Here is a 26902-nt window from a genome sequence, read left to right as displayed (position 1 = left end):
CAATTAGGATTGACAAATTATTCTAACTTTCCTCATGATACATATATCATAATGTGCTGTTGAAGGGTGAGGGAAGCTTGAATAAAGGGAAGGAACAGGGGGCTAAGCAGATGGCAGCTACTTCAAGTATTCTGGAGTGGACCTTGGTTTCGGAGTGTCCGATACCGCAAGACGTCAATGCACTGCTTGTGACAGGAGAAGTAGCGGTTACGGCTTACAAAACCTTCCGCGACACGGCTATTTTCACGAACAAAAGGTTAATCGTGCGAGATGTGCAAGGTATCACAGGCAAGAAGATTGAGATCTACTCTCTTCCTTATTCCTCGATCAATATGTGGTCTACAGAGAACGCAGGCGGTTTCCTCGATATCAATGCAGAGGTTGAGTTGTGGACACGGGCGGGCCATATTAAAGTGAAATTGCAAAAAGGCGTAGATATTCGCAAGTTCGATATGCTGATCGCAAATGCGCTATTGAAAGACTGAAAAAAGGGATTAGCCGGGGTTACCCGAAATAAGTTCATAGATCTATACATCGATGCCATATATTCTACTTATAGCCGTAAACCAAGTCCTAGGGGGTAATGGAATGGGGATGCTGATTATTGCTGTGCTGATGGGTGCGTGTGCTGCGGGTTTGATATTGTTCCGTAGAAATACGATTCCTGTCGATCTTCATAATCATCTCTCCTTGCAGCCGAGGAAGCTGTCCGTCATTATCCCGGCTAGGAATGAAGAGGGCAACCTGCCGCATCTTCTGAGTTCCCTTCAAGCCCAGACCCTAGGAGCGATTGAGATTATCGTCGTGGATGATCATTCCGAGGATGGGACAAGAGCGATTGCCGAGAGCTATGGCGTGAAAGTCATTGCGAGCCCTGAGCTGCCCTTGGGATGGACAGGTAAGAACTGGGCCGTCTGGAACGGCTACTTGCATTGCACCGGAGAGCTGATAGCTTTTCTGGATGCGGATGTCCGGCTCGCGCCGGATGCGCTTCAGGCGCTCATCGCAGCAAGAGATCAGGCCGGTGGGACGATCTCGGTCGTGCCCTATCATCAAGCGGAGAAACTCTATGAGAAGTTAGCGCTTATTCCCAACCTCTTAGGCTTGTTCGCGTTTACGTCACCCATGGAACGGACGAATGCAACAAAAGGGTTGTACGGGTCATGTATTCTCACGACTAGAACGCTTTATGACAAGGTTCAAGGTCATGAGGGCATTAAGGGCGAGCTGCTGGATGACTTGAATCTTGGCGCTAAATTTATTGAAGCGGGCATTCCGGTCGTGAATTACATCGGATACAACAAGGTATCCTTCCGCATGTATCCCGGCGGCATTCGCAGCGAAATTGAAGGCTTTAGCAAAGGGGCGGTGCTTAGTACAAGCAAGCTCAGCTTGCGTACGACACTGCTCGTGGCGGTTTGGCTGATCGGATTAATTATGGTGGAGGCGACGCCATTCTTCCTAGGTACCTCCTGGGGGATGCCGCTCGCAGTAGGGTACGTTCTCTATACCGCGCAAATTTATTATTTCGTTCACTATACAGGGCGATTCGGCAAATGGCTGCCTGCCGTTCATTTCTTGAGTACTGTTTTTTTTCTGATGATTATGCTGTATTCCGTTTATCAGGTCGTCTTCTTTGGACGAGTGGCATGGAAAGGTCGGAGTATTGAAGTCGGAGCTCGGAGAAAATGATGATGATACTATGGACGGTCCTATCGTACTTATCCGGATCGCTTATGTTTTCTTACTGGCTTGGCTTGATGGCGAAGCATAATTTGAAGGAGCATGGCGATGGCAATCCCGGAGCGCTGAATTTGTGGAGAGCGGCTGGGTATACGTACGGGTTGGCGGGGATTGCGCTTGATTTTCTAAAAGGGTGTGTACCGATATTTTGGCTTGTACATACTAATGCGGTGACGGGCCTCGGAATCATTCTTCCATCTGTTGCGGCCATACTCGGTCATATCTTCTCGCCCTTCTTGCGATGGAGGGGAGGCAAAGCGATTGCAGTGACATTCGGCGTCTGGAGCGGGTTGACGGGATTCGCGGCCTCGCTCGCTTATGCCATTATTCTGGCGGCGTTGCTAGTGTCGGGCCGGCTGCTCAGCAGAGGCAAACCATCCACTTCGGAAGCAGATGCCTTTCAGGTTGTGCTCGGTATGCTGCTGCTTGTAATCTTCTTATTCTTTGCGCGTTATTCAGGGGCAGTCCTTCTGTTTGGATTGATCAATTTTCTATTGTTAGTGTACTCCCACCGGAGAGAGCTGCGTGTTGTTGTCCTTAAACGATCGGAATGATCGGCTCACTGCACATTTCCTTACATTTCCTGCATCTGGTTTAGGAATAAGTCCAATTTCGTGGTATAATAAAATATTGGATGAAACAGAAACGTGAGGTTACCTTATATGCAGGGGTTTAACGACTGGAATTTAAAAGTGAAGGAAACGTTTAATGCAACGAGCAACGAAGTTGTATTAACGGTGACGGAAGCCGGCAGTTTGCTAGGCCTCTCTAAGGATCATATGAAGGTTTACGTAGAGAAACATAAACTAACCAAGGTGCCAATCATGCGAAGCGTTCATCGCTACTTGCTCCTCAAGAGCGAAATCGATGAAATTCTTGCACAGAAATAGGATTGAACCGGTCACTATATAGGCTCCATTTAAAGGTTTCTTTCGCTAATTAAGCGATAGTGTGGTATAGTTTGATTCACGTATATGAATGTATATGAGACTTAATGTCACATACTGAAAAGGTGCGATGTTGCCTAATTCGGTGTGTGACTTTTTTTATGAAGGATCGAAGGGGAGGACTTGCTAATGTATTTTTCACGGAAGAGACCCATTGAGGATTTGCCGAATGAAATGACAGCCATCTGGTCATGTACGAAGGAAGGCTGCAATGGTTGGATGAGGAACAGCTACTCGTTTGAGGAAGTTCCGACATGCGCGCAATGTAAGTCTCCGATGATTAACAGTATGAAAGATCTCCCCATTTTACATAACTCCAGCTCCGAACTAAAGACAGCGTTAAAGAACGTAACGCCCAAGGCGTAATGAAGAAAGCCGACCTCCGCTGGTCGGCTTTTTTCGTCTCGGATGTAGGAGGCATATATCCACCTATTTACATTATTAAAACCATTCGATACATAGTAAAATACAAGATAATCTTTATTGATTTCCCTTACATAAGATATGAGTCTACGATGGCGTGGTGACAACGATGAATGGAACATTGCTCGCGAAAATCCAAGCGTACATGAAGTTGAAAAACTGGAATTATTCCGATTTGGCTTCACAAGCCGACATACATATCAGCGAGGTTAGCCGGATTTTTGGCCAGAAGAAGGCACTTACGCCTGCGCAATTGGATAAAATCACAACGGCTATCGGATTGCCGCCGGGGAGCATGTACGCCCTTTATTTCGAAGAGTACTTCAGTGACAGCGAGCCTGTACATAAAAGCAGAAGCAGTCAGTTTCTATACAACTGCATGCTGAACGGCCGGAATTTGGAAGCGAGTCTCATGATCGGCTGTATATTAGAGGAGAACTCGAAATACTTACGAAGCAAGCAAATGCTCAATATCTTCTCGGTGGCGGAGCGTTTGTTTCATGAAGGCAACGAGTCGGAGGCGCTCTTCCTCTACGAGTCGATCATTGAAAATTTCCCGGATCGCTTCTCGAGCGAATTTGCGATTTGTTATTTCCGCCGGTTTTTCATCCTAATCACGACGGACCGGGCGCAGCATGCGTTATCGACGCTTCTGGAATACATTCATTATTTGCCGGTTGATGTCCGACGAGATGCGTTTCTGTGGATTACTGTTTTCTATTACAGGCGCGAAGACTGGAAAGAAGTCAAATATTACGCAGAGAAATTAGAGAGCATCGCATCCTATGGGAACCATTTGGGCTATGCGCTGATGTACAAAGGTTTCTCCTTAACGAGGCTCGGAGGCACGCTGGATGAAGTGCTCGAGCAGATTGATCGCTATTCGGAAGTGAACAAGCAGTTCAGCGAGTACTCGATTGGGAATCGTCATGCAGCCTACTTGGACTTTGGGATCCTGGATTATGCGGAAGAGTATTTGGCGTGGCTGGTTGAGCGCGATGATCTGTATGTAGGACTGCCAAGGCTGCTGAGGACGTATGTCGAGTTAGACCGATTGGATGATGCGAAGGCTCTTGTCCATCGGTACCAGCATATTATCGATGCGATTTCCAAGGAGCGGGACACTTGGGTGAAGCAGAAAATCGTATTGGATTTTCAGTTTGCTTATTCGACCTATCTAAGCAGGATCGGTTCTTACCCAGAAGGAATCGATGTGCTGCTTGAGGTCACGACGGAGGCGCTTAACCTCAAGAATACCCGTTTATTTAAGAAATGCATGCATTCGTTCTGGGAGCTGCGAGACCGAACGTCTCCGGCACAGAACGAGAAATACCGCCAAATGCTAGTATCGGATACGAACTAATCGGAGCTTAAATCCACAACCTTACCGGTTGTGGATTTTTCTTTTGCCCACTTGCCATTTACCTATATACAAAATTACGTATATATATTATGTTTTATATATACATTATGGTTTTTATATACATATCAATGAGAGGATGTTCAAACCATGAATCCGATTCGTCCAGCTGCAGTACCTTTAGTAACGGTAGATCCTTATTTCAGCGTATGGTCAACTGCTGACCGTTTAACCGATGATTTCACCCGCCATTGGACGGGACAACGACATGCAATGACAGGCCTTATCCGAATTGACGGGGTACCTTACCGCTTCGCGGGTCGCGTAGAACCGAGAGCGGAGCGTTATTATACGGAGCCGACGGCACTTACGCAAACGAGCCTGAAGGTCACGCCGCTGAGCACCATCTACACCTTTGAGGCGGCGGGCATTGAATTGACGGTACGCTTCACGACGCCGCTACTGCTGACCGATCTGGATGTGCTGTCGAGACCGGCTTCTTATGTGGCGTTCGAGGTGAAAGCCCTTGATGGACGCGGCCATGACGTGAGCGTGTATTTCGACGTAACCGGCGAATGGTGCGTGGATCAAACCTCGCAAGCGATCGTTTCGGAGTTTAGCGATAATCAAGAATTACTTGTGATGAAAATGAGTCATGAGCAGCAATCCTACATGAATCGGTCCGGTGACGATCATCGCATCGATTGGGGTTATTTCTATTTAACCGCACGGAAGTCGGAGCAAACGCAAGCCTATCTGCATTCGGCAAATTTGCGCAAGCTCTTCGTACGCAACGAGAAATTAACGAACGAACCGGCTGCATCGCCCCAAGTGGTTGCAGAAGGGAATCCGGTTATGGCACTTGTCTATGATCTGGGCGAGGTTGGCGCATCCCCGGTATCCGAGCTGGCTGTGCTGGCTTATGATGACGTGTACTCCGTTACGTATTTCGGCGATCAGCTGCAAGCCTACTGGAAGAGAAACGGCCAAAGCACCGACGATATGATTGCGGCAGCCTTCGCTGAATACGACGAGTTAATGGAGCGCTGCGCGGCATTCGATCAGGAGATTGTGGCCGATGGCGTAAAGTCAGGCGGCGAGAAATACGCGGATCTTCTGGCGGTTTCTTACCGTCAGGCTATTGCAGCGCATAAGCTAGTGACCGATACGGACGGAGAGCTGCTGTTCCTGTCCAAAGAGTGCTATAGCAACGGCTGCATGGCAACGGTTGACGTCAGCTACCCTTCTGTTCCTTTGTTCCTTCTCTATAACCCTGCCCTAGTCGAGGGCATGATCCGTCCGATCATGAAGTACACGAGAAGCGATAAGTGGCCGTTCGAATTCGCACCGCATGATATCGGACAGTACCCGATTGGCAATGGTCAGGTATACAGCGAGAACGCCAGAGAAGGACAGATGCCTGTCGAGGAATGCGGCAACATGCTGGTCATGGCTGCGGCGGTTTGCTTGGCTGGCGGGAATCGCGACTATATTTTCAGTCAAATGGATGTATTCACGGAATGGGCGGAGTATTTGTTGGAGCATGGATTGGATCCGGAGAATCAGCTGTGTACGGATGATTTTGCCGGCCATCTGGCCCGTAATGCGAACCTGTCTGTCAAAGCGATCATGGGCGTTGCGAGCTTCTCCATCCTGAAGAAGCTGCAGAACAAAGCCGATGAGGCCGCTCGCTATCGCAATGCAGCGAAGGAAATGGCGGATCAGTGGGGTGCGCTTGCCGATGACGGCGATCACACGAAGCTGGCGTTCGGGCAAGAGGGCAGCTGGAGCTTGAAATACAATTTGATCTGGGATCAATTGTTCGGCACAGAGCTGTTTGATAAAGCGATGATTCAGAAGGAAGTCGCTTGGTACTTGAAACAAAGCAACAAGTACGGCACGCCGCTGGACAGCCGGGCTACCTATACGAAGTCCGATTGGCTGGTATGGTCAGCGGCATTGGCCGACGAACAAGCAACGTTCACCGCATTGGTCGAACCGATCTGGCAGATGTTGAACGACACAGCGGACCGCGTGATGTTCTCCGACTGGACGGATACGTTTACGGCGAGAGCACTTAACTTCCAGCATCGCAGCGTAGTCGGTGGCATCTCGATGAAGGTGCTCAAAGACAAAGGAATCATGAAGGCGTAGTGCGGCTGAATAAGTAGATATAAGGGAATATTGGTTGAGGGGGCCGAAATGGCTCCCTTTGCCTATTTTAATTGGCCAACATAGGGGTGAAACGATAATCATGAGCAAAACCATACTTATAACCGGCGCATCCGCAGGTATTGGGCTCGCAACCGCACTTAAGTTCGCGCAGAACGGCTGGGTCGTATATGCCGGAACGCGGCAGCTGGAGCGCGATCAGGAGCAGTACGCAAGGTATGACAATCTCCATTTTCGCGAAATGGAGGTGACGGACCCGGATGCCATTCGTACGGTGATAGACGAGATTAAACGGGAGCAGAAGCAGCTCGATGTGTTATTCTGCAATGCGGGTATCGGCTATTTGCGCGCACTGGGACAAGCGCCGATACAGGAAATCGAGCATATCTTTAACACGAATGTATATGGCGTTATGCATACGATTCAAGCCGCCCTGCCTATGATGCAGAAGGCCGGTCATGGTCATATCATTGCAACGTCCAGCGTAGGCGGCTTGGTGGGTCAGCCGATGAATGAAATCTACTGTGCGAGCAAGTTCGCGGTTGAAGGATTGTTGGAGAGCTTGGCTACCTACTACAAGCCATTCTTCAATATTGATGTGACGCTGCTTGAACCAGGTGCGATCGCAACGAATTTCAACCAATCTGTTCTGGGGCATGTTGCAAGCACGGGCGGCATTCTGGAGGATGAGTATAAGCCGATCATCGATCAATATACGAAAATGTTCCTAAGCCGTAACGCGGAGCCCCAGACTGCAGATGCGGTTGCAGAAGTGATGTGGGAGCTGGTAGCAATGGAAGAGAAGCCGCTTCGCATCCGCACTTCCGAGCGTGCGGAACAGTTTGCACACCACAAGACGCAGAACGATCCGACTGGGCTAGCCGGTGTCCGCAGCGTACGCAAACTGCAGCTCGGGATAGAAGAATAAGCCGTGGAGCCTACTATAGACCGGGAAGCGACCTTTCGAGGTCGTTTTTTTGTTAATTCATGGCATATTTTGGAGAGTGATAGCGAGAAAATTATGGTAAACTAGTATGAAAGCAATTACATAGGTCTGCAGGAGGAGTATACGTATCATGTTCTTAAGCATTAGAAGCCGGTTAGCAGTAAAGTTATCTGTTCTTATTTTGGCTACTCTCGTAATCCTGTCTACAGCCCTAATCTTCTTGCAAGTCCAGAATACGAGGAAAGCAAGCGAGGAAGCGATCGGCAGCTTTGGCATGCATACAGCTGAGGCTTACGCGGGTCAATTTGATGTCAAGCAATATGAAACGTATACGCAAGATGCTAAGGAGAATGATCTCTATTGGCAAATTCGTAATGGCATGAATGACTATCGCCAGCGGATTGGCGCTTTGTACGTATATACGATTCAAATTAATGACCAAGGGGAGCCCATCATTCTCGTTGATGGCCAGCCTAAAGATGACGAGGATGCGTCTCCGATCGGTGAAGTTACCGACATGCCAAAGGATGCAATAGCGCTCGTATTAGAGGGCAAATCGGCCAAATCCGGCATTATTCGCAATCCTGATTATGGTACTTATATTTCAGCGTATGCACCGCTTCGCAATGAATCCGGTACAATCATTGGCGCCATTGGGATTGATACGGATATATCGGTATCCACGACCATTTATAAGGAAGTTTTGAAATCCAGCACGCCGCTATTTATCGTCATGGGCATCGTGATTCTGCTTGTTTTTGTCTTCATTGCCGTGTTCCTGTCCCGTGCCTTGCGGCCGCTGCGGATTGTTGTAAAAGGGGCAGAAGCCATGGCCGAAGGAAACTTCGCTGCTGCGAAGGGAAACCTGGGCTCGGCGCGCGTGAACTCACCCGATGAAATCGGACAAGCATTCGCGGCGATGAACAAAATGAGCGACAGGCTAGGTGTGACGCTTGGCAATGTGGTTCGGGATATGCAGATCACGACGAAGGATCTCATTCAGTCCACCGATCAGTTTGGCTCTGAGGCAGGCCAGCTTGTTGACTTGAACGAGAAGCTTGAGCTGTCCATTACGCAATTGGCGGATGGGGCGCAGCATCAGCGTATTGGGGCAGAGGAAAGCGCCAAATCGATGGAGGAAATTACGTACGCGATTCAGCGCGTATCCGAGGCTTCCTCTCAAGTTTCGAGCGCCTCTGCAGAAGCGCTTGATTCCGCGGAGGAAGGCCGCAAGTCGATTCACCAATTAAGGGCGCAAGTGATCTCCATCTCTGATGTGGCTAAGCAGACCAACGATTCAGTCTTGGCCCTCAATGCATTTATGCATGAAATGGAACCGGTACTCGCCTCGATCTCGAGTATTGCGGATCAAACCAAGCTGCTGGCATTGAATGCTTCCATTGAGGCAGCAAGAGCAGGCGAGCATGGCTCGGGTTTCGCCATTGTAGCCGGTGAGGTGCGTAAGCTGGCTGAAGCCTCCTCCGTATCTGCTAATCACATCACATCGCTTCTTGGGCAAATTGCACAGGAGTCTGCTCATATCGGCAAACAAATGATGGAAGGCAGCGAAGAGATGATCAGGAGCACGGAGCTCTCCGGTTATGTCGAATCGATGTTCGATCAGACGGTCGATCGCTTCCATCTCGTGAACAGTCAGATTCAGGAGATTTCCGCTGCGGCGCAAGAAGTGCTGGCCGGATCGGAAGAGGTTGCTGCATCGGTGGAGCAAATCTCGCAAATTTCGAATACGGCTGCGGATAATACCGCGTGGATTCAAAGGATGTCTGCCGACCAGCTGGCTGCGGCCAAGCGCATTTCCGTGACGACGGAGCTGCTGAAGCAGCGAAGCTCAGGTTTGGAAGAAGCGATTAAGAGGTTTAATCTATAAGCAATAGTGGCCACATCCGGGTGCGGATGCGGCCTTTTTTATGGTGTCGAACGATGGGGAAGGCGGAGTGCGAAAACTGGGCATTTTATCCTATATTTTCCTACTAATAGATGGCGATTTATGGTATAAAGCTAGTAGATAGATTTGCCAACATGAGAGGGGCTTTTGCCACTATGGAAGGGTTTGTGAAGATGGATCGCGTACGAAATGTATCATTGAAAGCATTGCTTTGTTTTGCATTCATTGTTGTTCTGGCAGCTGCGGGCCTTAAGAACTACTCCTATGCTGAAGAAACGACAGCTGGCAGCGCTGTTGAAATTACGGCCGGCCTCAAGCATATTCCGGGCGTGAAGAGCTTTAAAACCATCATTAACCGCTCGGAGCTGCCTGAACAGGCGCAATTATTTACGCATATCACCGTTCAATCCTCCAATGCTCCGCATGCCTTTGACGAACTTGGTATTGCAGCCTTTGTTGGCATGCCTGAACCGTATTCCGCAAGCGGCTATAACAGCAGCTTTGCAAACGGCGGTACCTATTACGCGCTTACAATTCTTTACGATGATAACCGTAACCCGCTCGCCTACAATGAGAGCCGGGTCGATGTTCTAAACGATGAACAGACGCAACCGACACAACCAAGCCAGCCGTCCAATCCGAATAACTACGGCAATGACATCGATCCGAACTACAACAGTGTCGGCGAATCCCAGTTCTCGGATATTACGAATCAATACTGGGCGTTTAGCGCCATTCAAGATTTGAATACAAGAAATGTCATCAGCGGCTATCCGGACGGCAAGTTTAGACCGGAAAAAGTCGTTACACGCGCCGAGTTTGCGAAGATCATGGTACTGGCAGCCGGACTCACTCCTGCGAAAGTAACCAAAACAAGCTTCTCCGACATAAAAGCAACGGATTGGGAAGCCCCTTTCGTAGAGGCTGCTAAATCGTACTTGAGCGGATACAAACTTTCTAGCGGGAAGCTTGTGTTTAAGCCGGATGCACCGGCAACGCGCGAAGATGTTGCTGTAGCGATCGTGAAGCTGAAAGGCTACAACAAGACGAAGCTGCCGGATCGCACGATTATTCAAGCGATGTTTAAAGATTACAATTCGATTTCCTCATATGCCAAAGACTATGTTGCATTGGCGATTGAGAACAACCTCGTTTCCGGCTTCCCGGACGAGACGTTCCGTGCACAGCAGCCCGTAACGCGCGCGCAAGCGGCAGCGATGCTCTGGAGAGCGTATCAGTACGGGGATGAGAACAAGGAAGAGAATGGCGATGACGAGGAAGCCGTCGATATGGTGGATGGCGAACCGGCGGAGATCGTAGAATTTCCATCTTAGTAATCATTCGGTGTCCTCCTAAGCGGGGGCACCTTCATTTCTTTATAAAGGGGCATCGATCATGAAAGGTTTATCCAAGCTGCTGCTGCTAATCGTCATTATTGCTTTGCTTGTTCCGGCTTATTCCGCGTCAGCGGCGGAAAGTCAGCTCCGTGACGTTCATATCTACAGAACGCTATGGAAAGGTGACCCTAGAATTATTAAGCCGATCCAAGAGGTGTCATTCGACTTTATCGTTTCCACGCGGGAACATATCCACGGTGAAGATATGGTGTTTGTCGATAAGGCGGGAGCGGACTTTATACTCAAGGCTGAAGGACATCCGGATGTAGCCGCTCAACTCAGAGGCGGTTTCGGAGATCCTGCAGATACGGGCTTTGAATTCCACATCAATGACACCAGCCAAATGGCTGACGGTGTTCCCTACCAGCTCATCGCGCCATCCATCAGCACTGAGTATGTATGGCATGTTGAGCCGGGCGTTGTCGTGGTGAAAGGCGCATCGAGTACACCAAGCAACCCAGTGCCGCCTGCTCCTGGCAACTCGCTGGACTATGGCAATGATATTGACCCTAATTACGGTCAGCCTGCAAGCTCAACCTTCAAAGATGTCGCCAATAACTATTGGGCGTTGACTGCGATTGAAGACTTGGCGAAACGCGGCGTATTGGGCGGTTATCCCGATGGCAAGTTTAGACCGGAGAAAATCGTGACCAGAGCGGAGTTTGCCAAAATCATGATGCTGGCCTCCGGCGTGAAAGCGAAGAAGGTAACGAAATCGACCTTTGCCGACCTGCAGCCTACAGATTGGGAGACGCCTTTCGTTGAAGCGTCGAAGCAATACTTGAACGGGTACAAGCTCTCCAGCGGGAAAATCGTATTTAAACCGAACTCGCCTGCACTGAGAGAGGATATTACGACGGCGCTGGTTAAACTGAAGGGCTATGACAAAACGCATCTGCCGGATCAAAGCATTATCCAGGCGATGTTTAAAGACTTTAATGGTATTTCCAAGTTCGCCCGGGATGCCGTAGCGATTGCGATCGAGACAGGCATTGCATCCGGCTTCCCGGATGAGACCTTCCGCCCGCAGCAGCCGGTTACCCGTGCGCAGGCAGCGGCTATGTTATGGCGGGCTTATCAGTTCGGCAATGACAATAAGTCGGACGATACGGAAGACAAGGTGGAATTAGACGATAGCGATAATGCCGGCGATACCGATGCTGTGCAGCAACCGGAGAACGGAACAGGTTACTCCGTTACGGTACAAGTGGCAGACCTGAATGGGGAGGCCGTCAACACAGGCGTTTATTTGCGCGGCGAAGATCGTGATTATCCCGTCACGAATGCCGATCGAGAAGCAGGTACGTATACGTTCAATCCGATTCCGAATGGGTCCTATAAGATCATGTTCCATTATTCCGGCTACAAGTTACAAACTTCCAATAAGATCACGGTTAAAGGCTCGAATTTGAGCAAAATATCGCTGCAGCTGGCTGTTCCAACGTATACGGTGAGAGGTAAGGCGGTAGACGGCAACGGGAATCCGCTTGCTGATTTGCCGGTTAGACTTATTACGTCCAGCAACGACGGCAGTTACTGGCCGGGGACGGACGAGGACGGCGCGTTTAAACTGACCGATATCGCGCCGGGCAGCTACACCTTAGTAATAGGGAATCAAAGTAATCCAGCAGCTATGTTAGAAATCGTTGTGGATGGCGATCAGTCCGGCATAATTGTACAAGCAGTCAAGTAATTGCAAGACCAACAGAAACCGGCCTCTGCGCGAGATGCAGAGGCCGGTTTTGTTTTAGCTAAGCTTCATTAGAGATAGAGTCCCGCCGTATATAGATCGGTAATGTTGACCGCGATTTCTTCAACCGAGCTTTGGTGCTCGTCCCGCACGATTTCCCACAAGTACATTTCATTGGTATAGAACCAGCCGCGCGCGATCAGCAGGTGGTTAAGATCGGTTCGCGCCAGTCCATGCGACTGGGAGTAGGCGATGTCGCTGGATATCCGCTGGATAAACTTCTCGCGAATGCCCTTCCACTTATCGGAGATGACAGAGGAGATGCCGATCGCTTGCTCGAACACTTGCATCATATTGCGCTCTGCCTCGGCCATTTTGAGAAAAGCCAAGGTTTGTCTGCGGATGGTATGAACCGCTTCTTCTTTTGTCTCCGGAACGAAGGAAATGGCGGCAATTTCATAAAACTGCTCCATTACATTCTCCATTAACACGCTTAACAAATCTTCTTTTCCTTGAAAATGAACATAAGCTGTTCCATATCCGATTTTGGCGGCATGAATCATCTGCGAAATGGTCGCTTTCTGGAACCCTTCTTCCAGAAACACCTGCTTGGCGGCAACTAATATTTTCTGGCGAGTCAGCGCGGAGCGTAAGTGTCGTTTATCTGTCGTTTTCTCTGTGGCCATCGTTCTCCCCCTCCGTCCATACCCTTCTAGAATATAAGAAATGGCTGGAAAATGAAAGGTTCGTTCGGATGCCGGCACAGCTTGCTTATTGCCCAATTTGAACATATTGACACGATGTCATATTGGTTGGTATGATCACCTCATCAAGCGATTATTCTGTGAAAACGAGGGAGCAGCTATGGGAACAAATGCGTTTCAACCCACACTAGATTACGCTAAACAATTAGATGCCGAAGATAGCCTGTCACGGTTTCGCGAAGAGTTCTACGTGAAGCCGGATTCGATTTATATGGATGGAAACTCTTTAGGACTTCTGTCGAAGCGGGCAGAGCGTACACTGCTGGAATCGCTGGCGGACTGGAGAGAACATGGGATTGACGGCTGGATGCAGGGCACCCACCCCTGGTTCACTTTATCGGAGAAGCTGGGGGAGATGAGTGCGGGACTCGTCGGTGCCTCCCCGGAGGAAGTGATTGTTACGGGTTCTACGACCGTAAACCTGCATCAGCTGGTCGCTACGTTTTATGAGCCGCAAGGGGAGCGCAATAAGATTTTGGCCGATGAATTAACCTTCCCGTCGGATATTTACGCGCTTCAAAGTCAGCTGCGCATCCGCGGTTATGATCCGGAAACCCATCTCATTCGCGTGAAAAGCCGTGATGGCCGGTTCTTGGAAGAAGACGATATTATCGCGGCGATGACGGATGATATTGCGCTGATCGTACTGCCGACGGTGCTGTACCGCAGCGGACAGATTCTGGATATGAAGCGGTTGACAGAAGAAGCCCACAAGCGCGGCATTCTCATCGGGTTTGATGGCTGTCACTCGGTCGGGGCGATTCCTCATTCGTTCAGCGAGTGGGATGTTGATTTTGCCTACTGGTGCAATTATAAACATCTTGGCGGTGGGCCGGGCAGCGTCGGAGGGCTCTTCGTAAACCGGAAGCATTTCGGCAAGAACCCCGGTTTAGCGGGTTGGTTCGGTTCAAGAAAAGACAAACAATTCGATATGGAGCATACGTTAACCCCTGCGGAGACAGCCGGAGCTTATCAGATCGGAACGCCTCATGTGTTAAGTTTAGCACCGCTACTTGGTGCGCTGGAGATCTTCGCGGAAGCGGGTATCGCGAATATTCGGCAGAAGTCGCTTCATATTAATCAATATTTAATCGACTTAATTGAGCATGAGCTTGGCGAATTCGGATTTTATATCGGCAGCCCGCGCGACGATTTGCGGCGCGGTGGCCATGTCAGCTTGGAGCATCCGGAAGCAGCACGAGTCTGCAAGTCATTGAAGCATAACGGCATTATTCCTGATTTCCGGGCACCTCATATTATTCGGCTTGCACCGGTCGCGCTGTATAACTCCTATACCGAAGTATGGGAAGTCGTTCAGAAGCTGAAGAAGATCATGGTCGATAAAGAATATGAGCAGTTTAAGAACGAACGCGAAGTCGTTGCCTAACGAACATTGAGAGGGGCCTTACACCATGAACAACCATGAAGAGCAGCACGGCAGCGGGAAGCTGGAGAAGGATATTCAAACCGATTTCTCCAAATCGATGTCCTACGGGGACTATCTTCATCTGGATAAAATTCTGCAAAGTCAGCATAGATGCTCCGACCACCACGATGAAATGCTGTTTATTATCATTCACCAGGCGAGTGAGCTGTGGATGAAGCTCATCTTGCATGAGCTGCAGGCTGCAACGCTGTCCATTCGCAATAACGATCTGGAGCCTTCCTTCAAAATGCTGGCGCGCGTATCCAGAATTCAGCAGCAATTGATCCAGTCCTGGAGCGTGCTCTCGACGCTGACGCCGGCCGAATATATGGGCTTCCGCGATGCGCTCGGTTCATCCTCCGGCTTCCAATCGCATCAGAATCGCTTGATCGAATTCGCCATGGGCAACAAGAACGTGCATACGTTGTCCGTGTTCCAGCATCAAACAGAGCTGTACACGCAGATGCAGCAGGCGCTGCATGAGCCGGGCCTTTATGATGCGGCTATCGGTGCGCTCGCAGCTCGCGGCTTGCCGATAGATCAAGAGGCACTGGATCGGGATTGGTCGCAAAACTACTCGCCGAATGCCAGTGTGGAAGAGGCCTGGCTGACCGTGTACCGCGATGTCGATCAATATTGGGACCTCTATGAGCTGGCAGAGAAGCTCGTCGACATCGGCAGTCAGCAGCAATTCTGGCGCTTTAACCATATGACGACTGTGGAACGGATTATCGGCAATAAGATGGGAACCGGCGGTTCGTCCGGGGTGAATTACTTGAAGAGAGCGCTGGATCAGCAGTTCTTCCCGGAGCTGTGGAGCATGCGCACCAAGCTGTAAGCTTAAGCTAAGCATCGAGGGCCGAAAGCAGCAGGAAGGGGATTTAAGGTGATATGAGCAACTGGATAGATATATCACAGCCGCTGGATGAGAAGGTTGCCACTTGGCCGGGGGACACTCCGTTCTCCTACAAGGTAAGTTGGAGTAAAGAAGAGAGCGGCTCCGTCAATGTGGGGCAAATCAGGATGAGCATTCATACGGGGACGCATATTGATGCCCCGTTTCATTTTGATAATGAGGGTAAGAGGGTCAGTGAGCTCGACCTCGATTTATATATCGGGCAGGCGCGAGTCATTCATCTGCCAGACCCTGCATCGATTGGCGTGCGAGAGCTGGCCGGCGTAGAGCTGGATGGAGTTACGAGGCTGTTGATCCGTACGGATGCATGGAAGGATAGACATGTGTTTCCGCAATCCATTCCGCCGATTGAACCGGAGCTTGCTGCATATCTTGCAGGTTATGGCGTGCGATTGATTGGGCTTGATTTGCCCTCTGTTGATCCGCTGGATAGCAAGGAACTGCCTGCTCATCATGAACTCGCCAAACATGGCATTCACATATTGGAAGGGCTTGTCCTAGACCATGTGGAACCGGGGGATTATGAGCTGATCGCGCTTCCGCTGCCTCTGGCCGAAGCGGATGGGAGTCCGGTTCGTGCGGTGCTTAGGAAATGATGGTGTGTTAGAGCTGTGAGTTTGTACCGGTGTTGTAGCGAAGCCGCATCCCTTTAGGGGGTGCGGTTTTTTATGCTGTTGGTTCCAACCTACTGATCGCGTGAACGGATCTAGAGCAGCGTGCGCTTCTCAACGAGCAGCGGGGACATTTTCTTCCACACCTTAAGCATTAACCGGCGATCGGCCGCCGGTTGACCGGGCTCTGGCTGGTTCAAGGTTTGGAGAATCGGGAGGATCCGATAACGCATGCCGCTTGATGTTGCTACTCTGGTCGTCCAAGTTGGGACGTAGGTAGCCTCTTTCACGCGCACCTTGCCATTGTCGTCTTTGACAACGGTCAGCTCGGCGATGGCACCGCATTTGGTGGCAGCGTTCTTGTAGAGGAGGGTAGAGGCGAAGTTGCCAAGTGAGTAGATGGCGAATTTGTCGTCTTTGGTATGACAAGCAGGCTGAAGGACATGCGGGTGGTGGCCGAGTATGATATGCGCGCCGTTTGCGAGCAGCAGATTCACGAGCTCACGCGATTGGCCCAGGGGGACGTGGCGGCATTCTTTGCCGATATGCAGGCAAACGATGACGACATCGACCTGCTCCGCGAATCTGCGGATATGTGCGGCGACTTTGTTATAGGTGGCAGGAGTGACGGTGTTTACACGCCATGCTTCACCTGCTGGCAAGGGGATATTATTGGTTCCTTTGCTGTAGTTGGCGATGCCGACCTTCAGGCCTTTTACTTCGATGATGATATGGTTGTCAGCCCCGGGGTCAGAAGCATAGGTGCCGGTATGTGCCAGGTTGTTATCGTTCAGTATATTAATGGTGCGGTTCAGCCCCTTCGTGCCGCGGTCCAAGCAGTGGTTGGTGGCTGTCGTTAAGACGCCAAATCCCGCGGATTTAAGCGCTGGAGCGAGCTCATCCGGACAGTTGAACATGGAGAAACCCGTGGTGGCGTTCGCTCTTGTATAGGCAGCTTCTCTGCCGGCGAGCGGCGTTTCCAGATTGCCGATGACCAGATCCGCTTGCTTGAGGTAAGGGGCAACCTTCTGGAAAAGGGGCTCGAACGCGTACCGATCCCCTTGCTGTTTGGCAGACCGCAGAATCGGCCCAATCATCAAAATATCCCCGACAGCAGCGAGCTTAAATTCCATAGGCTTCGCATCCTTTCCACTATACGGAATCCGTGATTCTCATAGTCATGGTATGTAGGTATTCACTCTAACGAACCATATGGGCCTTATTTGGGCGAAAAATGGCAGTTTGAAAATCTAACGAACCGTACGGGTCTTATTTGGTGCGAAAATGTCCCTTTCCGCTCGAATTCGCCTCAATAGCGTCTCCACGGTTCGTTAGAATAAAAGAGTGACTGTTTTCGCGTGTATAAGACCTGTAGGGTTCGTTAGCGCGGGAGTGCGATGGGTGTGTAGCTCTGGGAGCAATACAATAGCGAGAAAAGAGTGCGAGTGGCGGAAGTGTTGCCCTGGGAGCAGCATATGCCCTGGAAATGCGCGCGAGCGGAGGATGTGTGGCTCTGGGAGCGACACATGCCCGCGAAAAGCTGGCGAGCGGCGGAAGTGTTGCCCTGGGAGCGACACATTCGCGCGAAAAGCACGCGAGTGGTGGAAGTGTTGCCCTGGGAGCAACACAATAGCGAGAAAAGAGTGCGAGTGGTGGAAGTGTTGCTCTGGGAGCAATACATTCGCGCGGAAAGTTGGCGAGCGGCAGAAGTGTTGCCCTGGGAGCAACACAATAGCGAGAAAAGAGTGCGAGTGGTGGATGTGTGGCTTTGGGAGCAACACATGCCCGAGAAAAGCGTGCGAGAGGCGGAAGTGTTGCTCTGGGAGCAACACATTCGCGCGGAAAGAGTGCGAGCCGGTGAAGTGTTGCCTTGGGGGCGACACTTCCGCCTCGCTTCACTTCGCCAGCGTCTCAGCGCGATCCAGCATCTCGCGCAAGGCTTCCGCGACAGCGCTTTTTCGGTGCTGCGTCAGCGCGCGGATTCGCGCCAGCGATTGCTTGTAGGCCGCGACATCTTGCGGCTGATAGAATTGCTGCGCGGCAAGCCTTAGCGTTCGTTGCAGCAGCAGCGCGGAAGAACGCGTCGATTTCTTGCGCATGCCGCTTCGAAGAGTGCGCAGCGTATTTTTATACTTTGCAAGATCCTCCGATGGGGGCAAGAGAACGAATAGATTGAGGGCGGAGTCCCGCAGACCGTGACTGTCAAACAAGATGCGTACATTTTCCAAATTCACTTGATTGCCGCGAAAGGAGGTCGGATGCTCCTGATGGTAGCCGACGACTTCGCGGATGGGAATAAAGGCGATTTTCCGCTGATGAAGCCGATAGCCGAGCTCCCAATCCTCCAGCCCATACAGGACAAAACGTTCATTAAACCCCTTGCTGCGAATCAATGCAAGGCGTCTCACCGCTACGCAGCGTGTGACGAACTGCATCCAAGGCGCAACATCCTTAGCGGCAAATTGAGCGACGACCTCGGCCGACATTCGCCTGGGAATGAGGACTTTCGATAAGGTGCTGGTCCGATGAAGGAGATCCTCGGGCGTAATTAACGGCATGACTTCAGCAGCGTTCTCGAAATCCGGCTTCCATACGCCGCTCGGGCCGATGATGTTGTGAAACATGAGCTGCTCTTCAGGTGAGAAGGCGGGGTGGTAGTGGGTGTATGCGTCGTCCAAGGAGTATGGAGTACCGGACAGGATGGCACGGGGATATTTGCGGTGATAACGGCTAATTGTTCGCAGAAAATGAGGCAGTACTAAGAAGTCGGCGTCGATGAAAATAACATAGCGGCCTTTTGCCTGGCGCAGTCCTAAATTCCGAACGGCAGAGCGACCGCGCTGCTCAGGCTGGGCAACATAGATGAGGCGATAGGAGGCGGCGGTTTTGTAGTCTTCGACCATTTGCCGTGTACCGTCCGTTGAGCCGTCGTCGGCGACAATGACTTCCATCAAGCGCTTCGGATAGTTCTGCGTCTCTAAGGCAACGAGCGTAAGCATCAGCTGCTGTACGCGGTTAAAGGTTGGGATAACAATACTGTAGCGGACGGTCACCGGCTATCGCCTCCATAATCCGAAATGAATGCTAAGACAATATATGCATCCACTGTGGCTTGGACTAGACCAACATCATGCCAAGCCAAAAACCCACAGCCGCATCTGAACTGCAACCCAATCGTTAGACACCATCTAACGATCGGGACGCAGCTCCATCACGTGGACTGTGGGTTCGTCTAATTTATAGAGCCTACAGCTTAACCGGCGCTTCCAGTCTTGCCGATTCCAGTGCGGCAAGCGCGACTCGAGCCGATTTCAAGCCGTCTTCACCGGTGATCGGCACGGCGGAGCCGCTGCGAATCGAGCTGATGAAGGCGTCCACGAGACCTGCGTCCATATCGTCGCCCCAGTATAGCCAATGCGCCTTCGACTCTTTGTTGCTGTACAGATCATTTTTCTGCGCAAAAGAGTCGATGCTGATAACGCCATTCGTACCGATGATCTCCATCGTGACGTCGCCCCATGTCGGGAACGATCGGGAGCGGGACCAGCTCGGGTCCAGCGATGCAACCACGCCATTGCCGAAGCGGACATGCACCATACCGGCGTCTTCGACTTCCAGCTCCGGATGGAACAGAGTAGCTGCTTCCGCATACACGTCGACTACGTCGGATTGCACGAACCAGTGCATCAGGTCCATCACATGCACCGTATGGTCGAGTACAGCGCCGCCGCCGGAAGCGGAAGGCACTACGAACCAATCGCCAGGCATGGAGCCGCGGTTCGTTCCCTTGATGGCCACGATCTCTCCGATATCGCCGCGGTCGATCGATCTCTTCGCTTCCACGACAGCGGGGATATACCGGCAAGGGAAAGCCGTCATAAGCTGAACGCCGTTAACTGCGCAAGCTTGGATCATAAGCTCCATCTCCTCCACGGAGATGCCGAGCGGTTTCTCGCACATAACATGTTTCTTGGCAGCAGCCGCGGCAAGCGTCAGATCAGCATGTTTCGCATTCTCCGAGCAAATAATGACGGCATCGATGCCTGCACCGAGAAGCTCCTGCAAGGATTCGTAATGGCGGAAGCCATACTGCGCTGCAATCGCGTTCGCGCGGTCTTGATTATCGTCCCAAAAGCCGGCAATGGTTACATCGGAACGACGGAGCAGTTCGCCGGTGTAGCTGTGGGCATGACCATGGGCAAAGCTAAGCAGGCCAACCGAGATTGATGTAGTCGTCGTCATATTAGCGTGCCTCCCCAGTAGTCGATTGTAGGCGGATCAATTGTCCGGTAGCAGCCGATTCCATTGCAGCCCGTGCAACCTCAACGGCTTTCTTCGCATCTTCGGCCGTCACGATCGGTTCAGCTCCACTGCGGATGCAATCGATAAAATGAGCCAGCTCGATGAAATAAGGATCACGGTAGGAAGGACTTTGCGGCACCTGAACTGCTTTCTCGGCAGCAGCTGCTTCCGTGCGGCGGATTTGCAGCGATTTGGCAGTGCTGCTGTCGTATTGAAGCACGCCTGAAGTACCCGCGAAATCTACGGCTGTTGTGAATGCGCCCGGATAGCCCCAATGGGATTCAAGATGAACGATGGCGGAATGATTGTGGAACCGAAGGGTAACGAGTGCATAATCAAGGGACGGTTGTGTCCGGTTAAGAGCATACACGGATTTCACATCTCCGAAAAGGGAGCGCATGTAGTCGATATCGTGAATCATGAGATCCATGATTACGCCGCCGCTTGCTTCTTTATCCGCATACCAAGGCGAGTGTTCGCCCGGATGGGAGCCGATCCGTTTCGCATGAGCGACGCCGACAGTACCGATGGCACCGGACCCAATTCGCTTACTTAGATCCACGTATTCAGGGAAGAAACGAACGACATGGCCGATAAACAGGCGAACGCCTTGCGTACGGCAAGCTGCAATCATCTCATCCGCATCCGCGGCCGTTGGCGCGATCGGTTTCTCACAGATGACATGTTTGCCTAATGCAGCGACCTTCAGTACGTATTCCTTGTGAAAAGGAGTAGGCAAAGCAACGGAAACGACGTCAGCATCGACGGCCTCCATCATCGCCTCAAACGAGGTATAAGAGGCCGTTCCAAGTGAAGAAGCTACGCGTTCTGCGCGTTCTTCATCAATATCACACACAGCGGCCAGCGTGACGCCGGGCATCCGACTGAATGCGGCGGCGTGTACGTATCCCATTGTGCCGCAACCCAATACTACGACTTTCATGAACATGCGCTCCTTTGCGAAATAATGGTAGTCCCTTTGGTTCACTGTCATTTTAGACGAAGTTCAGCCCATTGGATAGAGGGAAAGGAACAGGGACGAGCGGTCCGAACGATTCGAGCAGTTCAGCGGAAACGAAATCGAGCGGCCGGCTTGCTTTCGCGCCAACCGATTCCTTTAACTAGATGAACGCGGGTTTTTGAATCTAACGAACCACAGAGGTCTTATTTGAGCCAAATCGAGCAGTTTGAAAATCTAACGAATCGTACAGGCCTTATTTGGTGTCAAAATGCCCCAAACCACACCAATTCGTACGAATAAGGCTTCTACGGTTCGTTAGAATATTTTTAGGGCTGTTTTCGCGCAAATAAGGCCTCCACAGTTCGTTAGCGCGATACGACTGCATCAAAGACAAGCGCAGCGGGCTGACAACGCAATAACACACCCGTTTCTGCTATCTCACTCGCACAGGTATGCAGCAACCAAATCGCAGCAGTCCGCATCTTGTCCAAGGGAGCGGAGGAAGCGCAGCGACTGCCCCCGCATCCGCGGAGCATGACAAAAAAGCCGTCTCAAGAAGCGCATACCGCGGGCGTTCATGAGACGGCTTTTCTCGGTGCAACCGGCGCAGCCTAGGCGTAATCGCCCGGCTGCGTCTTGCTCTTCATCGCAACGCCGAAGTCGGTGAAGATGCGCGTCTTCAGGTCGTTGCCCTTCGCTTCTGCGATGTAATGGGCTAAGAGCTGGAACGGAATGACGAGCCACAGCGGCGCCGTATATTCATCGCACGCAAGAGAGAGGCCGAGCGTACGGTCATCCTTCGACTCGCCAAGCGAAACGGTGTATGTGTACGGAGTTACGCGGCTCTCGTAATCGCGCAGCAGCCGAAGCCGGTCGTTCACCGCGCCGGCTCCCGTTTCGAGGAAGAAGATGCGGTGCTCCGGGTTGACCTCCAGGTACGGTCCGTGCATAAACGCTTCGAGCTCGATCCCCTGTGACGGCACCCGCACCGTCTCCGAAAACTTCGTCTCGATCTCCTTGACGGTGCCGACCGCTGGCCCGTAGCCGATTGCGGTGAAGCGCGGAGCCGCTGCGAACGCTTCGCGATGCCGCACGAAGAAGGCTTCGGACCGCTCAATAATGGCGGGAATCGACACGGCTGCCTCGTGGAAGCCGGCGCGAATCCCTTCCGCTTCAGCCTGAGACAGCTTCCCGGCAGTCTCAGCCAAATGAAGGCCGGCAAGCATCAGCGTAAGCACGGTGGCGAGGAACCCTTTCGTCACGTAACCGACGCGTTCCTTGCCGCAGCCGATATCGACCGTCAGATCGGCGGCCTCGGCAATTGCGCTCGCCGTATCGCTGGCAAACGCGATGGTCGCGATTCCGCCGGCATCGCGGCGAACGCGCTGCAGCGCTTCGATGGTCGAAGTGCTTTGCCCGCTCTGCGAAATGCCGATGACCAAATCGGTATGCGGGCTGATCCGTTCATAATGGGTGAAGTGGAAAGGCTCCTTCACCTCAATGCGCACGTCGGCCCAGCGTTCTATCGCGAACTTGGCGCTAAGCGCCGCATTATAGCTGGAGCCTGTCGCGAGCATTAGCCATTCACGCTTACCCGCGGCGTGCTTCGCGAAGGAGCGCACTTGCTCCGGATAAGACGCCAGAATCCCCCGAACCATCGCTTCTTCCTCAAGAATATAAGTCATCATCGTCGGTTTCATCGCGTACCCTCCCGATCGGCCGCTGCGTATAGATCCGCCGCAAGCGACAGCCATTTTCCCGCGTTTCCAGTCCAAACTTCCTTGTAGGTGGCGTTGTTGAACTGCGGCCAGTAAGGGAGATCCTCGTTGCCGAACGTTTGAACGCCAACCGGAATTTCGCCGGTCATCTCGCCGCTCAGCACCGAATACTGCTGCGCATACCGATAGCCTTCGCCATGCATGAGCGATTGGCCGAACGGATTAAGCCCTGCAATCCACTGCAGCTGCCCTTCCGCAATGGCAAGCAGCTCGCTGTCGTTCAAGTGAAGGCCGGCGAGCGAAGCCGCTTTGCCGGCAGACAGCAAGATCGCATTATTGCCTCGGAACGAGAACCAAACCGGGAACCGCCGCAGGTAGTAGGAGTCGTTCAGCTTAACGCCTTCCTTCAGCTGCAGGCCATAGTCCGTCTTGGCACGCTCATCAATAAGCAAATGCTGGTGGCCGAAGCTCTCGTCATCCTCATGTTCATCGACATGATACACGCCGCTCGCAAGCATCGGATAAGGCTGCGTATAGGAAGCCAACTGCTTCACATAATCGCCATAGGCCGCAATCGAAGCTAGCCAGCTGTCGGCATCCCGATGATGAGGCTGCGTTTCATGAATGGCCGTGAAAGCCCATAGGTACAAATGCTCCCGCGCCTGATGGTTGAAATGCTGAACTATCCGCTTATCGGGATTGCGATAGAAGAAACCACCCAAGCGTGAGCCGTCCTGCAGCAGGAGGCCGTCCAACTCTTGTGAGCGTTGGACGTATGCGATGAATTCGGCTGCTTTTGCCGCATAGCACTCCTCTTGTGTCGCTTGATAGAGCATCGATGCTGCCCAGGATGCCGTCGCCATATATAAGCTTTCAGATGATTGGTAAGTATGCTCCCAGAAGATAGGCTTCTCATGAAATCCGACCTTCTCGAACTGAGCCAACGCAAAATCAAAATCCTCCCGCGCAATCTGCAGCAAACGTGAGGACAGCGCCGCATTCGGCAGCCTTCGGTGAATGTAGGCATCAATACCGGCACAGTAAAAGTTCTCGTAAGCCTGGTTGTGCACGCGGGCAGCGGCATCATCCATGTTGCCGATTCGCCCGTCCGTCCAGCGGGTGATGCCGGCGCTCGTTGCCCGGAAGCCGTCTCCGAAGCGGGTTTTGAGCATGAAGTCGAGCCCCCATTCGCCTTCCTCCAGCAAACGGAGATAGAGATCCTCATCGCGCAGCTTGACCTGCTCGGCCATTTCAATAAGCGACCATGTTACCTCCGCGGTCTGAATGAGCTGCTGCGAGACGTCGCCTGCATCATGCCAGCCGCCGTTAAAGGCGAGCATCGTGCCTTCGTGCTTCGCTATAATATCAGCGTGACAGCTGCCGTGGATGCCGGGAACGGGATAGCCGCATCGCTCGCAAAATATGAAATTTAACGCTTTCCAGAGAGAAGGCTGCCACAAGAGCGTAGAGGAGCCAATCGCGAAGCTTTCAGTCATAAGGTTGCCGGCCTGCAGGTAGTAGCGGCCTACTTCCCGAAAATCACTGAAATCAAGCAGGGCATAGCGGCCAAGCGATGTCTCGATCACTCCAATCGGCTGGCTGAAGACCGTCTCGCCTCGCTCGGCACACTTCAATTCGAACGTCTCTGCAGCAAGCTCAGCGGCGAAAGCGGTCTTCGGACTACCAACATTGTAGCCGGTATGCGAAAACGCGATCTCGCCTTTGCTTGGTATCCAGCCTTTAGAGATCGACTGCCCGGTCGTCTGTTCAAGCGTAATGCGTCTTACTTGTAGGGTCATCGTCTCACCGGTGGCTCGTTCCTTGCCGTTAATGAGATACCCAATCGCCAGCTCCGTGATCACATCTCTCGGAAGCTCCCCAATATCGAGGTGGATCGTATTCCATTCGTGGTTGCGCAGGTTAACGCCGTGCACTCCTTCACGGTCGTAGATGTCGGGAATGGGGACGACGCCTTCGTTTCGGAACTTAATCATGACGTAGGCATTCGGCATGCCGTGGAAGTCCGGTCGCAGTTCCATGGTGATGCGGTTGAAGCTTTCCCAATCCTCTCGATTAACGGCCATCGCCATCCAAGACTGGCCGAAATTCGTATAATCGCCATCGGCCGGAGCGCCGGGGGGCCACTCGGGCATAACTGTTGGGGAGCTCAGCAGAAGCGGCTGCTCTGCCGGTTGCTGCAGCGATCCAATCCCGCGATGCACCCATACCAGTCCATTGCCGCTCACATTGCCCAATTCATAAAACGGCTTCGCGTCAATCACCTGATGCCGTTGCTGCTCCCGTTCCAGCGAGTGCTCCTCATAGATCGGCAGCGGGCGATGGATATAGCCCGATTGTTTAATGTCCCTAATGAATGCCTCGTTCATCGTGCTGCATCTCCTTTATGACGGGAATGAAAAGCTTCATAGCCTGCAAGCGCGGCTCCCACAAGCCCTGCTTCTTGCGAGGGAAGCATCGTGGCAACTAGGCCGTTGGTAACGAAACGCATCGTTCTAGGGTTCAAATACAGCCCGATCTGTTCCCGGAAATAATCACTTCGCGCAACGCCGCCGCCTAGTACGATCGTTTCCGGATCGGTGACGCGCACCAGATTCATAATGGCTGTCGCAGCTGCCCGGGCTGCATCAGCAACGACTCGCTGTGCAAGCGGATCGCCGTTCTCTGCTTCGGAGAAAATCAATCGAGCAGGCACTCGGGATCCATGCCCTGCGATCGAAATCGAGGTCTCCGGATAGTATGACCGAAGCGCCATTACTCGCTCATGCATGCCAAGGCCGGATGCAAGCCGCTCGACACAGCCTCTGCGGCCGCAGCCGCATACAACTTCGCTGTCCATCGCCACCACCATATGCCCGACTTCGCCGGCATTGAAGTTACTGCCTTCCATATAGTGCCCGTTCACGATAAACCTGGCCGCAATGCCTGTGCCAATATTGAAATAGATAAAATGATTGGAACGCGTGCCCCAGCCAAACTGCCATTCCGCTTTCGTGGCGCAGGCCACATCATTATCGATGCCGCAGGGCAGTCCAACCGCGGACTCTATGATCGCGGTCACGTCAGTCGGATCAGACTTGCCGGGCTCGATTTCGAGCCAGCGGCCGTTGCGAGAATCGACGCGTCCGACGACCCCGATACCGAAACCGACCAGCTCGCGCGCGATAAGCGGCTCGTTCGTTCGATAATCTTCGATGGACTTCAAGATGCGTGCCATCGCTTCAGCTTGCGAAGACGTGTCACTGGAATAGGATTTCATATGCAATATCGTACCGTCCGGCGCAACCTCCCCAACGCGTATCGAGGTGCCGCCTAAATCGACTGCAAGAACGGAAGCAGGAAAAGTATTCATCTGTCGGAAGAGCTCCTTTCGATTTGGTAACGGTACCAAATAAAGCTGTAATGATTTCGTTATGACCTGAGAGTAGCAAATAAGGATAGGGTGGTCAACGGATACAATTCCAGTATCTACAGGGATAAAATTAACCGAATTCCGTTTAGTCAGCAATTTGGTACCGATACCAAATTTCAATTGAATTCGACTTTGAACTAGGATAAAATCAAAACTAGCTATCACCCAATGAATGAAATAGCGGAGGAAC

Annotated in this window: 23 protein-coding genes; 15 read left to right on the top strand and 8 right to left on the bottom strand. The window is 52.0% G+C overall.

Annotated features, from left to right (window positions below):
• Nucleotides 1-110: 110 nt before the first annotated feature.
• The 11 genes from AC50Y3_RS25150 (at nucleotide 111) to AC50Y3_RS25100 (ending at nucleotide 12587) form a co-directional block, all read left to right on the top strand.
• The gene (locus AC50Y3_RS25150) at nucleotides 111-485 is read left to right on the top strand and encodes a PH domain-containing protein (protein ID WP_494821471.1); all 375 of its coding nucleotides are present in this window, start codon (nucleotides 111-113) and stop codon (nucleotides 483-485) included.
• Nucleotides 486-588: 103 nt separating this feature from the next.
• A complete protein-coding gene (locus tag AC50Y3_RS25145) occupies nucleotides 589-1692 on the top strand; it encodes a glycosyltransferase family 2 protein (protein ID WP_494821470.1) in 1104 nt (367 codons plus the stop codon).
• Nucleotides 1689-2297, top strand: coding sequence for a glycerol-3-phosphate acyltransferase (locus AC50Y3_RS25140; protein ID WP_494821469.1), 609 nt, complete (start codon nucleotides 1689-1691; stop codon nucleotides 2295-2297). Before AC50Y3_RS25145 ends, AC50Y3_RS25140 begins: the two co-directional genes overlap by 4 nt.
• Nucleotides 2298-2405: 108 nt before the next feature.
• Nucleotides 2406-2633: a helix-turn-helix domain-containing protein gene (locus AC50Y3_RS25135; protein ID WP_494821499.1), complete on the top strand. Its 228-nt coding sequence runs from the start codon at nucleotides 2406-2408 to the stop codon at nucleotides 2631-2633.
• A 186-nt stretch (nucleotides 2634-2819) separates the two neighbouring features.
• Nucleotides 2820-3056, top strand: a complete 237-nt coding sequence (locus AC50Y3_RS25130; protein ID WP_494821468.1) for a cold-shock protein — start codon at nucleotides 2820-2822, stop codon at nucleotides 3054-3056.
• A gap of 166 nt (nucleotides 3057-3222) precedes the next feature.
• Nucleotides 3223-4476 (top strand): helix-turn-helix domain-containing protein, encoded by a 1254-nt coding sequence (locus AC50Y3_RS25125; protein ID WP_494821467.1) that lies wholly within the window; start codon nucleotides 3223-3225, stop codon nucleotides 4474-4476.
• 147 nt (nucleotides 4477-4623) lie between these two features.
• Nucleotides 4624-6627, top strand: coding sequence for a glutaminase family protein (locus tag AC50Y3_RS25120; protein WP_494821466.1), 2004 nt, complete (start codon nucleotides 4624-4626; stop codon nucleotides 6625-6627).
• A gap of 100 nt (nucleotides 6628-6727) precedes the next feature.
• Nucleotides 6728-7573 carry an SDR family oxidoreductase gene (locus tag AC50Y3_RS25115; protein WP_494821465.1) on the top strand — a complete coding sequence of 282 codons (846 nt, stop codon included), beginning with the start codon at nucleotides 6728-6730 and terminating at the stop codon, nucleotides 7571-7573.
• Between the two features lie 148 nt (nucleotides 7574-7721).
• Nucleotides 7722-9479 (top strand): methyl-accepting chemotaxis protein, encoded by a 1758-nt coding sequence (locus tag AC50Y3_RS25110; RefSeq protein WP_494821464.1) that lies wholly within the window; start codon nucleotides 7722-7724, stop codon nucleotides 9477-9479.
• Between the two features lie 191 nt (nucleotides 9480-9670).
• Nucleotides 9671-10831: an S-layer homology domain-containing protein gene (locus AC50Y3_RS25105; RefSeq protein WP_494821463.1), complete on the top strand. Its 1161-nt coding sequence runs from the start codon at nucleotides 9671-9673 to the stop codon at nucleotides 10829-10831.
• 61 nt (nucleotides 10832-10892) lie between these two features.
• A complete protein-coding gene (locus AC50Y3_RS25100; RefSeq protein ID WP_494821462.1) occupies nucleotides 10893-12587 on the top strand; it encodes an S-layer homology domain-containing protein in 1695 nt (564 codons plus the stop codon).
• 68 nt (nucleotides 12588-12655) lie between these two features.
• Here the strand turns inward: AC50Y3_RS25100 and AC50Y3_RS25095 are convergent, their stop codons facing one another.
• On the bottom strand, nucleotides 12656-13270 hold the full coding sequence (locus AC50Y3_RS25095; RefSeq protein WP_494821461.1) for a TetR/AcrR family transcriptional regulator: 615 nt from the start codon (nucleotides 13268-13270) through the stop codon (nucleotides 12656-12658).
• 178 nt (nucleotides 13271-13448) lie between these two features.
• Here AC50Y3_RS25095 and kynU point away from each other — a divergent pair, with 178 nt between their 5' ends.
• The 3 genes from kynU to kynB are packed head-to-tail and all read left to right on the top strand — an operon-like array spanning nucleotide 13449 to nucleotide 16286.
• Nucleotides 13449-14735: a kynureninase gene (gene kynU, locus AC50Y3_RS25090; RefSeq protein ID WP_494821460.1), complete on the top strand. Its 1287-nt coding sequence runs from the start codon at nucleotides 13449-13451 to the stop codon at nucleotides 14733-14735.
• Nucleotides 14736-14760: 25 nt separating this feature from the next.
• On the top strand, nucleotides 14761-15612 hold the full coding sequence (gene kynA / locus AC50Y3_RS25085) for a tryptophan 2,3-dioxygenase (protein ID WP_494821459.1): 852 nt from the start codon (nucleotides 14761-14763) through the stop codon (nucleotides 15610-15612).
• 53 nt (nucleotides 15613-15665) lie between these two features.
• The gene (gene kynB, locus AC50Y3_RS25080) at nucleotides 15666-16286 is read left to right on the top strand and encodes an arylformamidase (RefSeq protein ID WP_494821458.1); all 621 of its coding nucleotides are present in this window, start codon (nucleotides 15666-15668) and stop codon (nucleotides 16284-16286) included.
• A gap of 110 nt (nucleotides 16287-16396) precedes the next feature.
• On the opposite strand, the gene AC50Y3_RS25075 is transcribed toward kynB, so the two are convergent.
• The 4 genes from AC50Y3_RS25075 to AC50Y3_RS25060 form a co-directional block, all read right to left on the bottom strand.
• A complete protein-coding gene (locus AC50Y3_RS25075; RefSeq protein WP_494821457.1) occupies nucleotides 16397-17434 on the bottom strand; it encodes a CapA family protein in 1038 nt (345 codons plus the stop codon).
• A gap of 762 nt (nucleotides 17435-18196) precedes the next feature.
• Nucleotides 18197-19354 (bottom strand): glycosyltransferase, encoded by a 1158-nt coding sequence (locus tag AC50Y3_RS25070; RefSeq protein ID WP_494821456.1) that lies wholly within the window; start codon nucleotides 19352-19354, stop codon nucleotides 18197-18199.
• A 193-nt stretch (nucleotides 19355-19547) separates the two neighbouring features.
• A complete protein-coding gene (locus tag AC50Y3_RS25065; protein WP_494821455.1) occupies nucleotides 19548-20543 on the bottom strand; it encodes a Gfo/Idh/MocA family protein in 996 nt (331 codons plus the stop codon).
• Nucleotide 20544: 1 nt separating this feature from the next.
• The gene (locus tag AC50Y3_RS25060; protein WP_494821454.1) at nucleotides 20545-21546 is read right to left on the bottom strand and encodes a Gfo/Idh/MocA family protein; all 1002 of its coding nucleotides are present in this window, start codon (nucleotides 21544-21546) and stop codon (nucleotides 20545-20547) included.
• A gap of 501 nt (nucleotides 21547-22047) precedes the next feature.
• Between AC50Y3_RS25060 and AC50Y3_RS25055 the strand changes: the two genes are divergently transcribed.
• Entirely contained in the window at nucleotides 22048-22179 is a 132-nt protein-coding gene (locus AC50Y3_RS25055; protein ID WP_494821453.1) for a hypothetical protein, read from the top strand.
• Here AC50Y3_RS25055 and AC50Y3_RS25050 read toward each other — a convergent pair.
• Genes AC50Y3_RS25050 through AC50Y3_RS25040 form a run of 3 tightly spaced genes read right to left on the bottom strand, consistent with a single transcriptional unit; the run spans nucleotide 22176 to nucleotide 26652 of the window.
• Nucleotides 22176-23264, bottom strand: coding sequence for an SIS domain-containing protein (locus AC50Y3_RS25050; protein ID WP_494821452.1), 1089 nt, complete (start codon nucleotides 23262-23264; stop codon nucleotides 22176-22178). The two genes, AC50Y3_RS25055 and AC50Y3_RS25050, sit on opposite strands and share 4 nt — an antisense overlap.
• Nucleotides 23261-25669, bottom strand: a complete 2409-nt coding sequence (locus tag AC50Y3_RS25045; protein WP_494821451.1) for a glycoside hydrolase family 9 protein — start codon at nucleotides 25667-25669, stop codon at nucleotides 23261-23263. Before AC50Y3_RS25045 ends, AC50Y3_RS25050 begins: the two co-directional genes overlap by 4 nt.
• Nucleotides 25666-26652 carry an ROK family protein gene (locus tag AC50Y3_RS25040; protein WP_494821450.1) on the bottom strand — a complete coding sequence of 329 codons (987 nt, stop codon included), beginning with the start codon at nucleotides 26650-26652 and terminating at the stop codon, nucleotides 25666-25668. Before AC50Y3_RS25040 ends, AC50Y3_RS25045 begins: the two co-directional genes overlap by 4 nt.
• Nucleotides 26653-26902: the final 250 nt, after the last annotated feature.

This window comes from Paenibacillus sp. J22R98 (assembly GCF_059383835.1).
This window is presented reverse-complemented; position numbering and strand designations above follow the sequence as displayed.

Excerpts from the sequence above, each read along its gene's own strand:
- AC50Y3_RS25120 (WP_494821466.1), top strand. The coding sequence starts at position 4,624 with ATGAATCCGATTCGTCCAGCTGCAGTACCTTTAGTAACGGTAGATCCT.
- AC50Y3_RS25095 (WP_494821461.1), bottom strand. The coding sequence starts at position 13,270 with ATGGCCACAGAGAAAACGACAGATAAACGACACTTACGCTCCGCGCTG.
- AC50Y3_RS25125 (WP_494821467.1), top strand. The coding sequence starts at position 3,223 with ATGAATGGAACATTGCTCGCGAAAATCCAAGCGTACATGAAGTTGAAA.
- kynA (WP_494821459.1), top strand. The coding sequence starts at position 14,761 with ATGAACAACCATGAAGAGCAGCACGGCAGCGGGAAGCTGGAGAAGGAT.
- AC50Y3_RS25135 (WP_494821499.1), top strand. The coding sequence starts at position 2,406 with ATGCAGGGGTTTAACGACTGGAATTTAAAAGTGAAGGAAACGTTTAAT.
- AC50Y3_RS25065 (WP_494821455.1), bottom strand. The coding sequence starts at position 20,543 with ATGACGACGACTACATCAATCTCGGTTGGCCTGCTTAGCTTTGCCCAT.
- AC50Y3_RS25060 (WP_494821454.1), bottom strand. The coding sequence starts at position 21,546 with ATGAAAGTCGTAGTATTGGGTTGCGGCACAATGGGATACGTACACGCC.
- AC50Y3_RS25150 (WP_494821471.1), top strand. The coding sequence starts at position 111 with ATGGCAGCTACTTCAAGTATTCTGGAGTGGACCTTGGTTTCGGAGTGT.
- AC50Y3_RS25045 (WP_494821451.1), bottom strand. The coding sequence starts at position 25,669 with ATGAACGAGGCATTCATTAGGGACATTAAACAATCGGGCTATATCCAT.
- AC50Y3_RS25100 (WP_494821462.1), top strand. The coding sequence starts at position 10,893 with ATGAAAGGTTTATCCAAGCTGCTGCTGCTAATCGTCATTATTGCTTTG.
- kynB (WP_494821458.1), top strand. The coding sequence starts at position 15,666 with ATGAGCAACTGGATAGATATATCACAGCCGCTGGATGAGAAGGTTGCC.
- AC50Y3_RS25130 (WP_494821468.1), top strand. The coding sequence starts at position 2,820 with ATGTATTTTTCACGGAAGAGACCCATTGAGGATTTGCCGAATGAAATG.
- AC50Y3_RS25140 (WP_494821469.1), top strand. The coding sequence starts at position 1,689 with ATGATGATGATACTATGGACGGTCCTATCGTACTTATCCGGATCGCTT.
- AC50Y3_RS25110 (WP_494821464.1), top strand. The coding sequence starts at position 7,722 with ATGTTCTTAAGCATTAGAAGCCGGTTAGCAGTAAAGTTATCTGTTCTT.
- AC50Y3_RS25105 (WP_494821463.1), top strand. The coding sequence starts at position 9,671 with ATGGATCGCGTACGAAATGTATCATTGAAAGCATTGCTTTGTTTTGCA.
- AC50Y3_RS25075 (WP_494821457.1), bottom strand. The coding sequence starts at position 17,434 with ATGGAATTTAAGCTCGCTGCTGTCGGGGATATTTTGATGATTGGGCCG.
- AC50Y3_RS25115 (WP_494821465.1), top strand. The coding sequence starts at position 6,728 with ATGAGCAAAACCATACTTATAACCGGCGCATCCGCAGGTATTGGGCTC.
- AC50Y3_RS25050 (WP_494821452.1), bottom strand. The coding sequence starts at position 23,264 with ATGAAACCGACGATGATGACTTATATTCTTGAGGAAGAAGCGATGGTT.
- AC50Y3_RS25040 (WP_494821450.1), bottom strand. The coding sequence starts at position 26,652 with ATGAATACTTTTCCTGCTTCCGTTCTTGCAGTCGATTTAGGCGGCACC.
- AC50Y3_RS25145 (WP_494821470.1), top strand. The coding sequence starts at position 589 with ATGGGGATGCTGATTATTGCTGTGCTGATGGGTGCGTGTGCTGCGGGT.
- kynU (WP_494821460.1), top strand. The coding sequence starts at position 13,449 with ATGGGAACAAATGCGTTTCAACCCACACTAGATTACGCTAAACAATTA.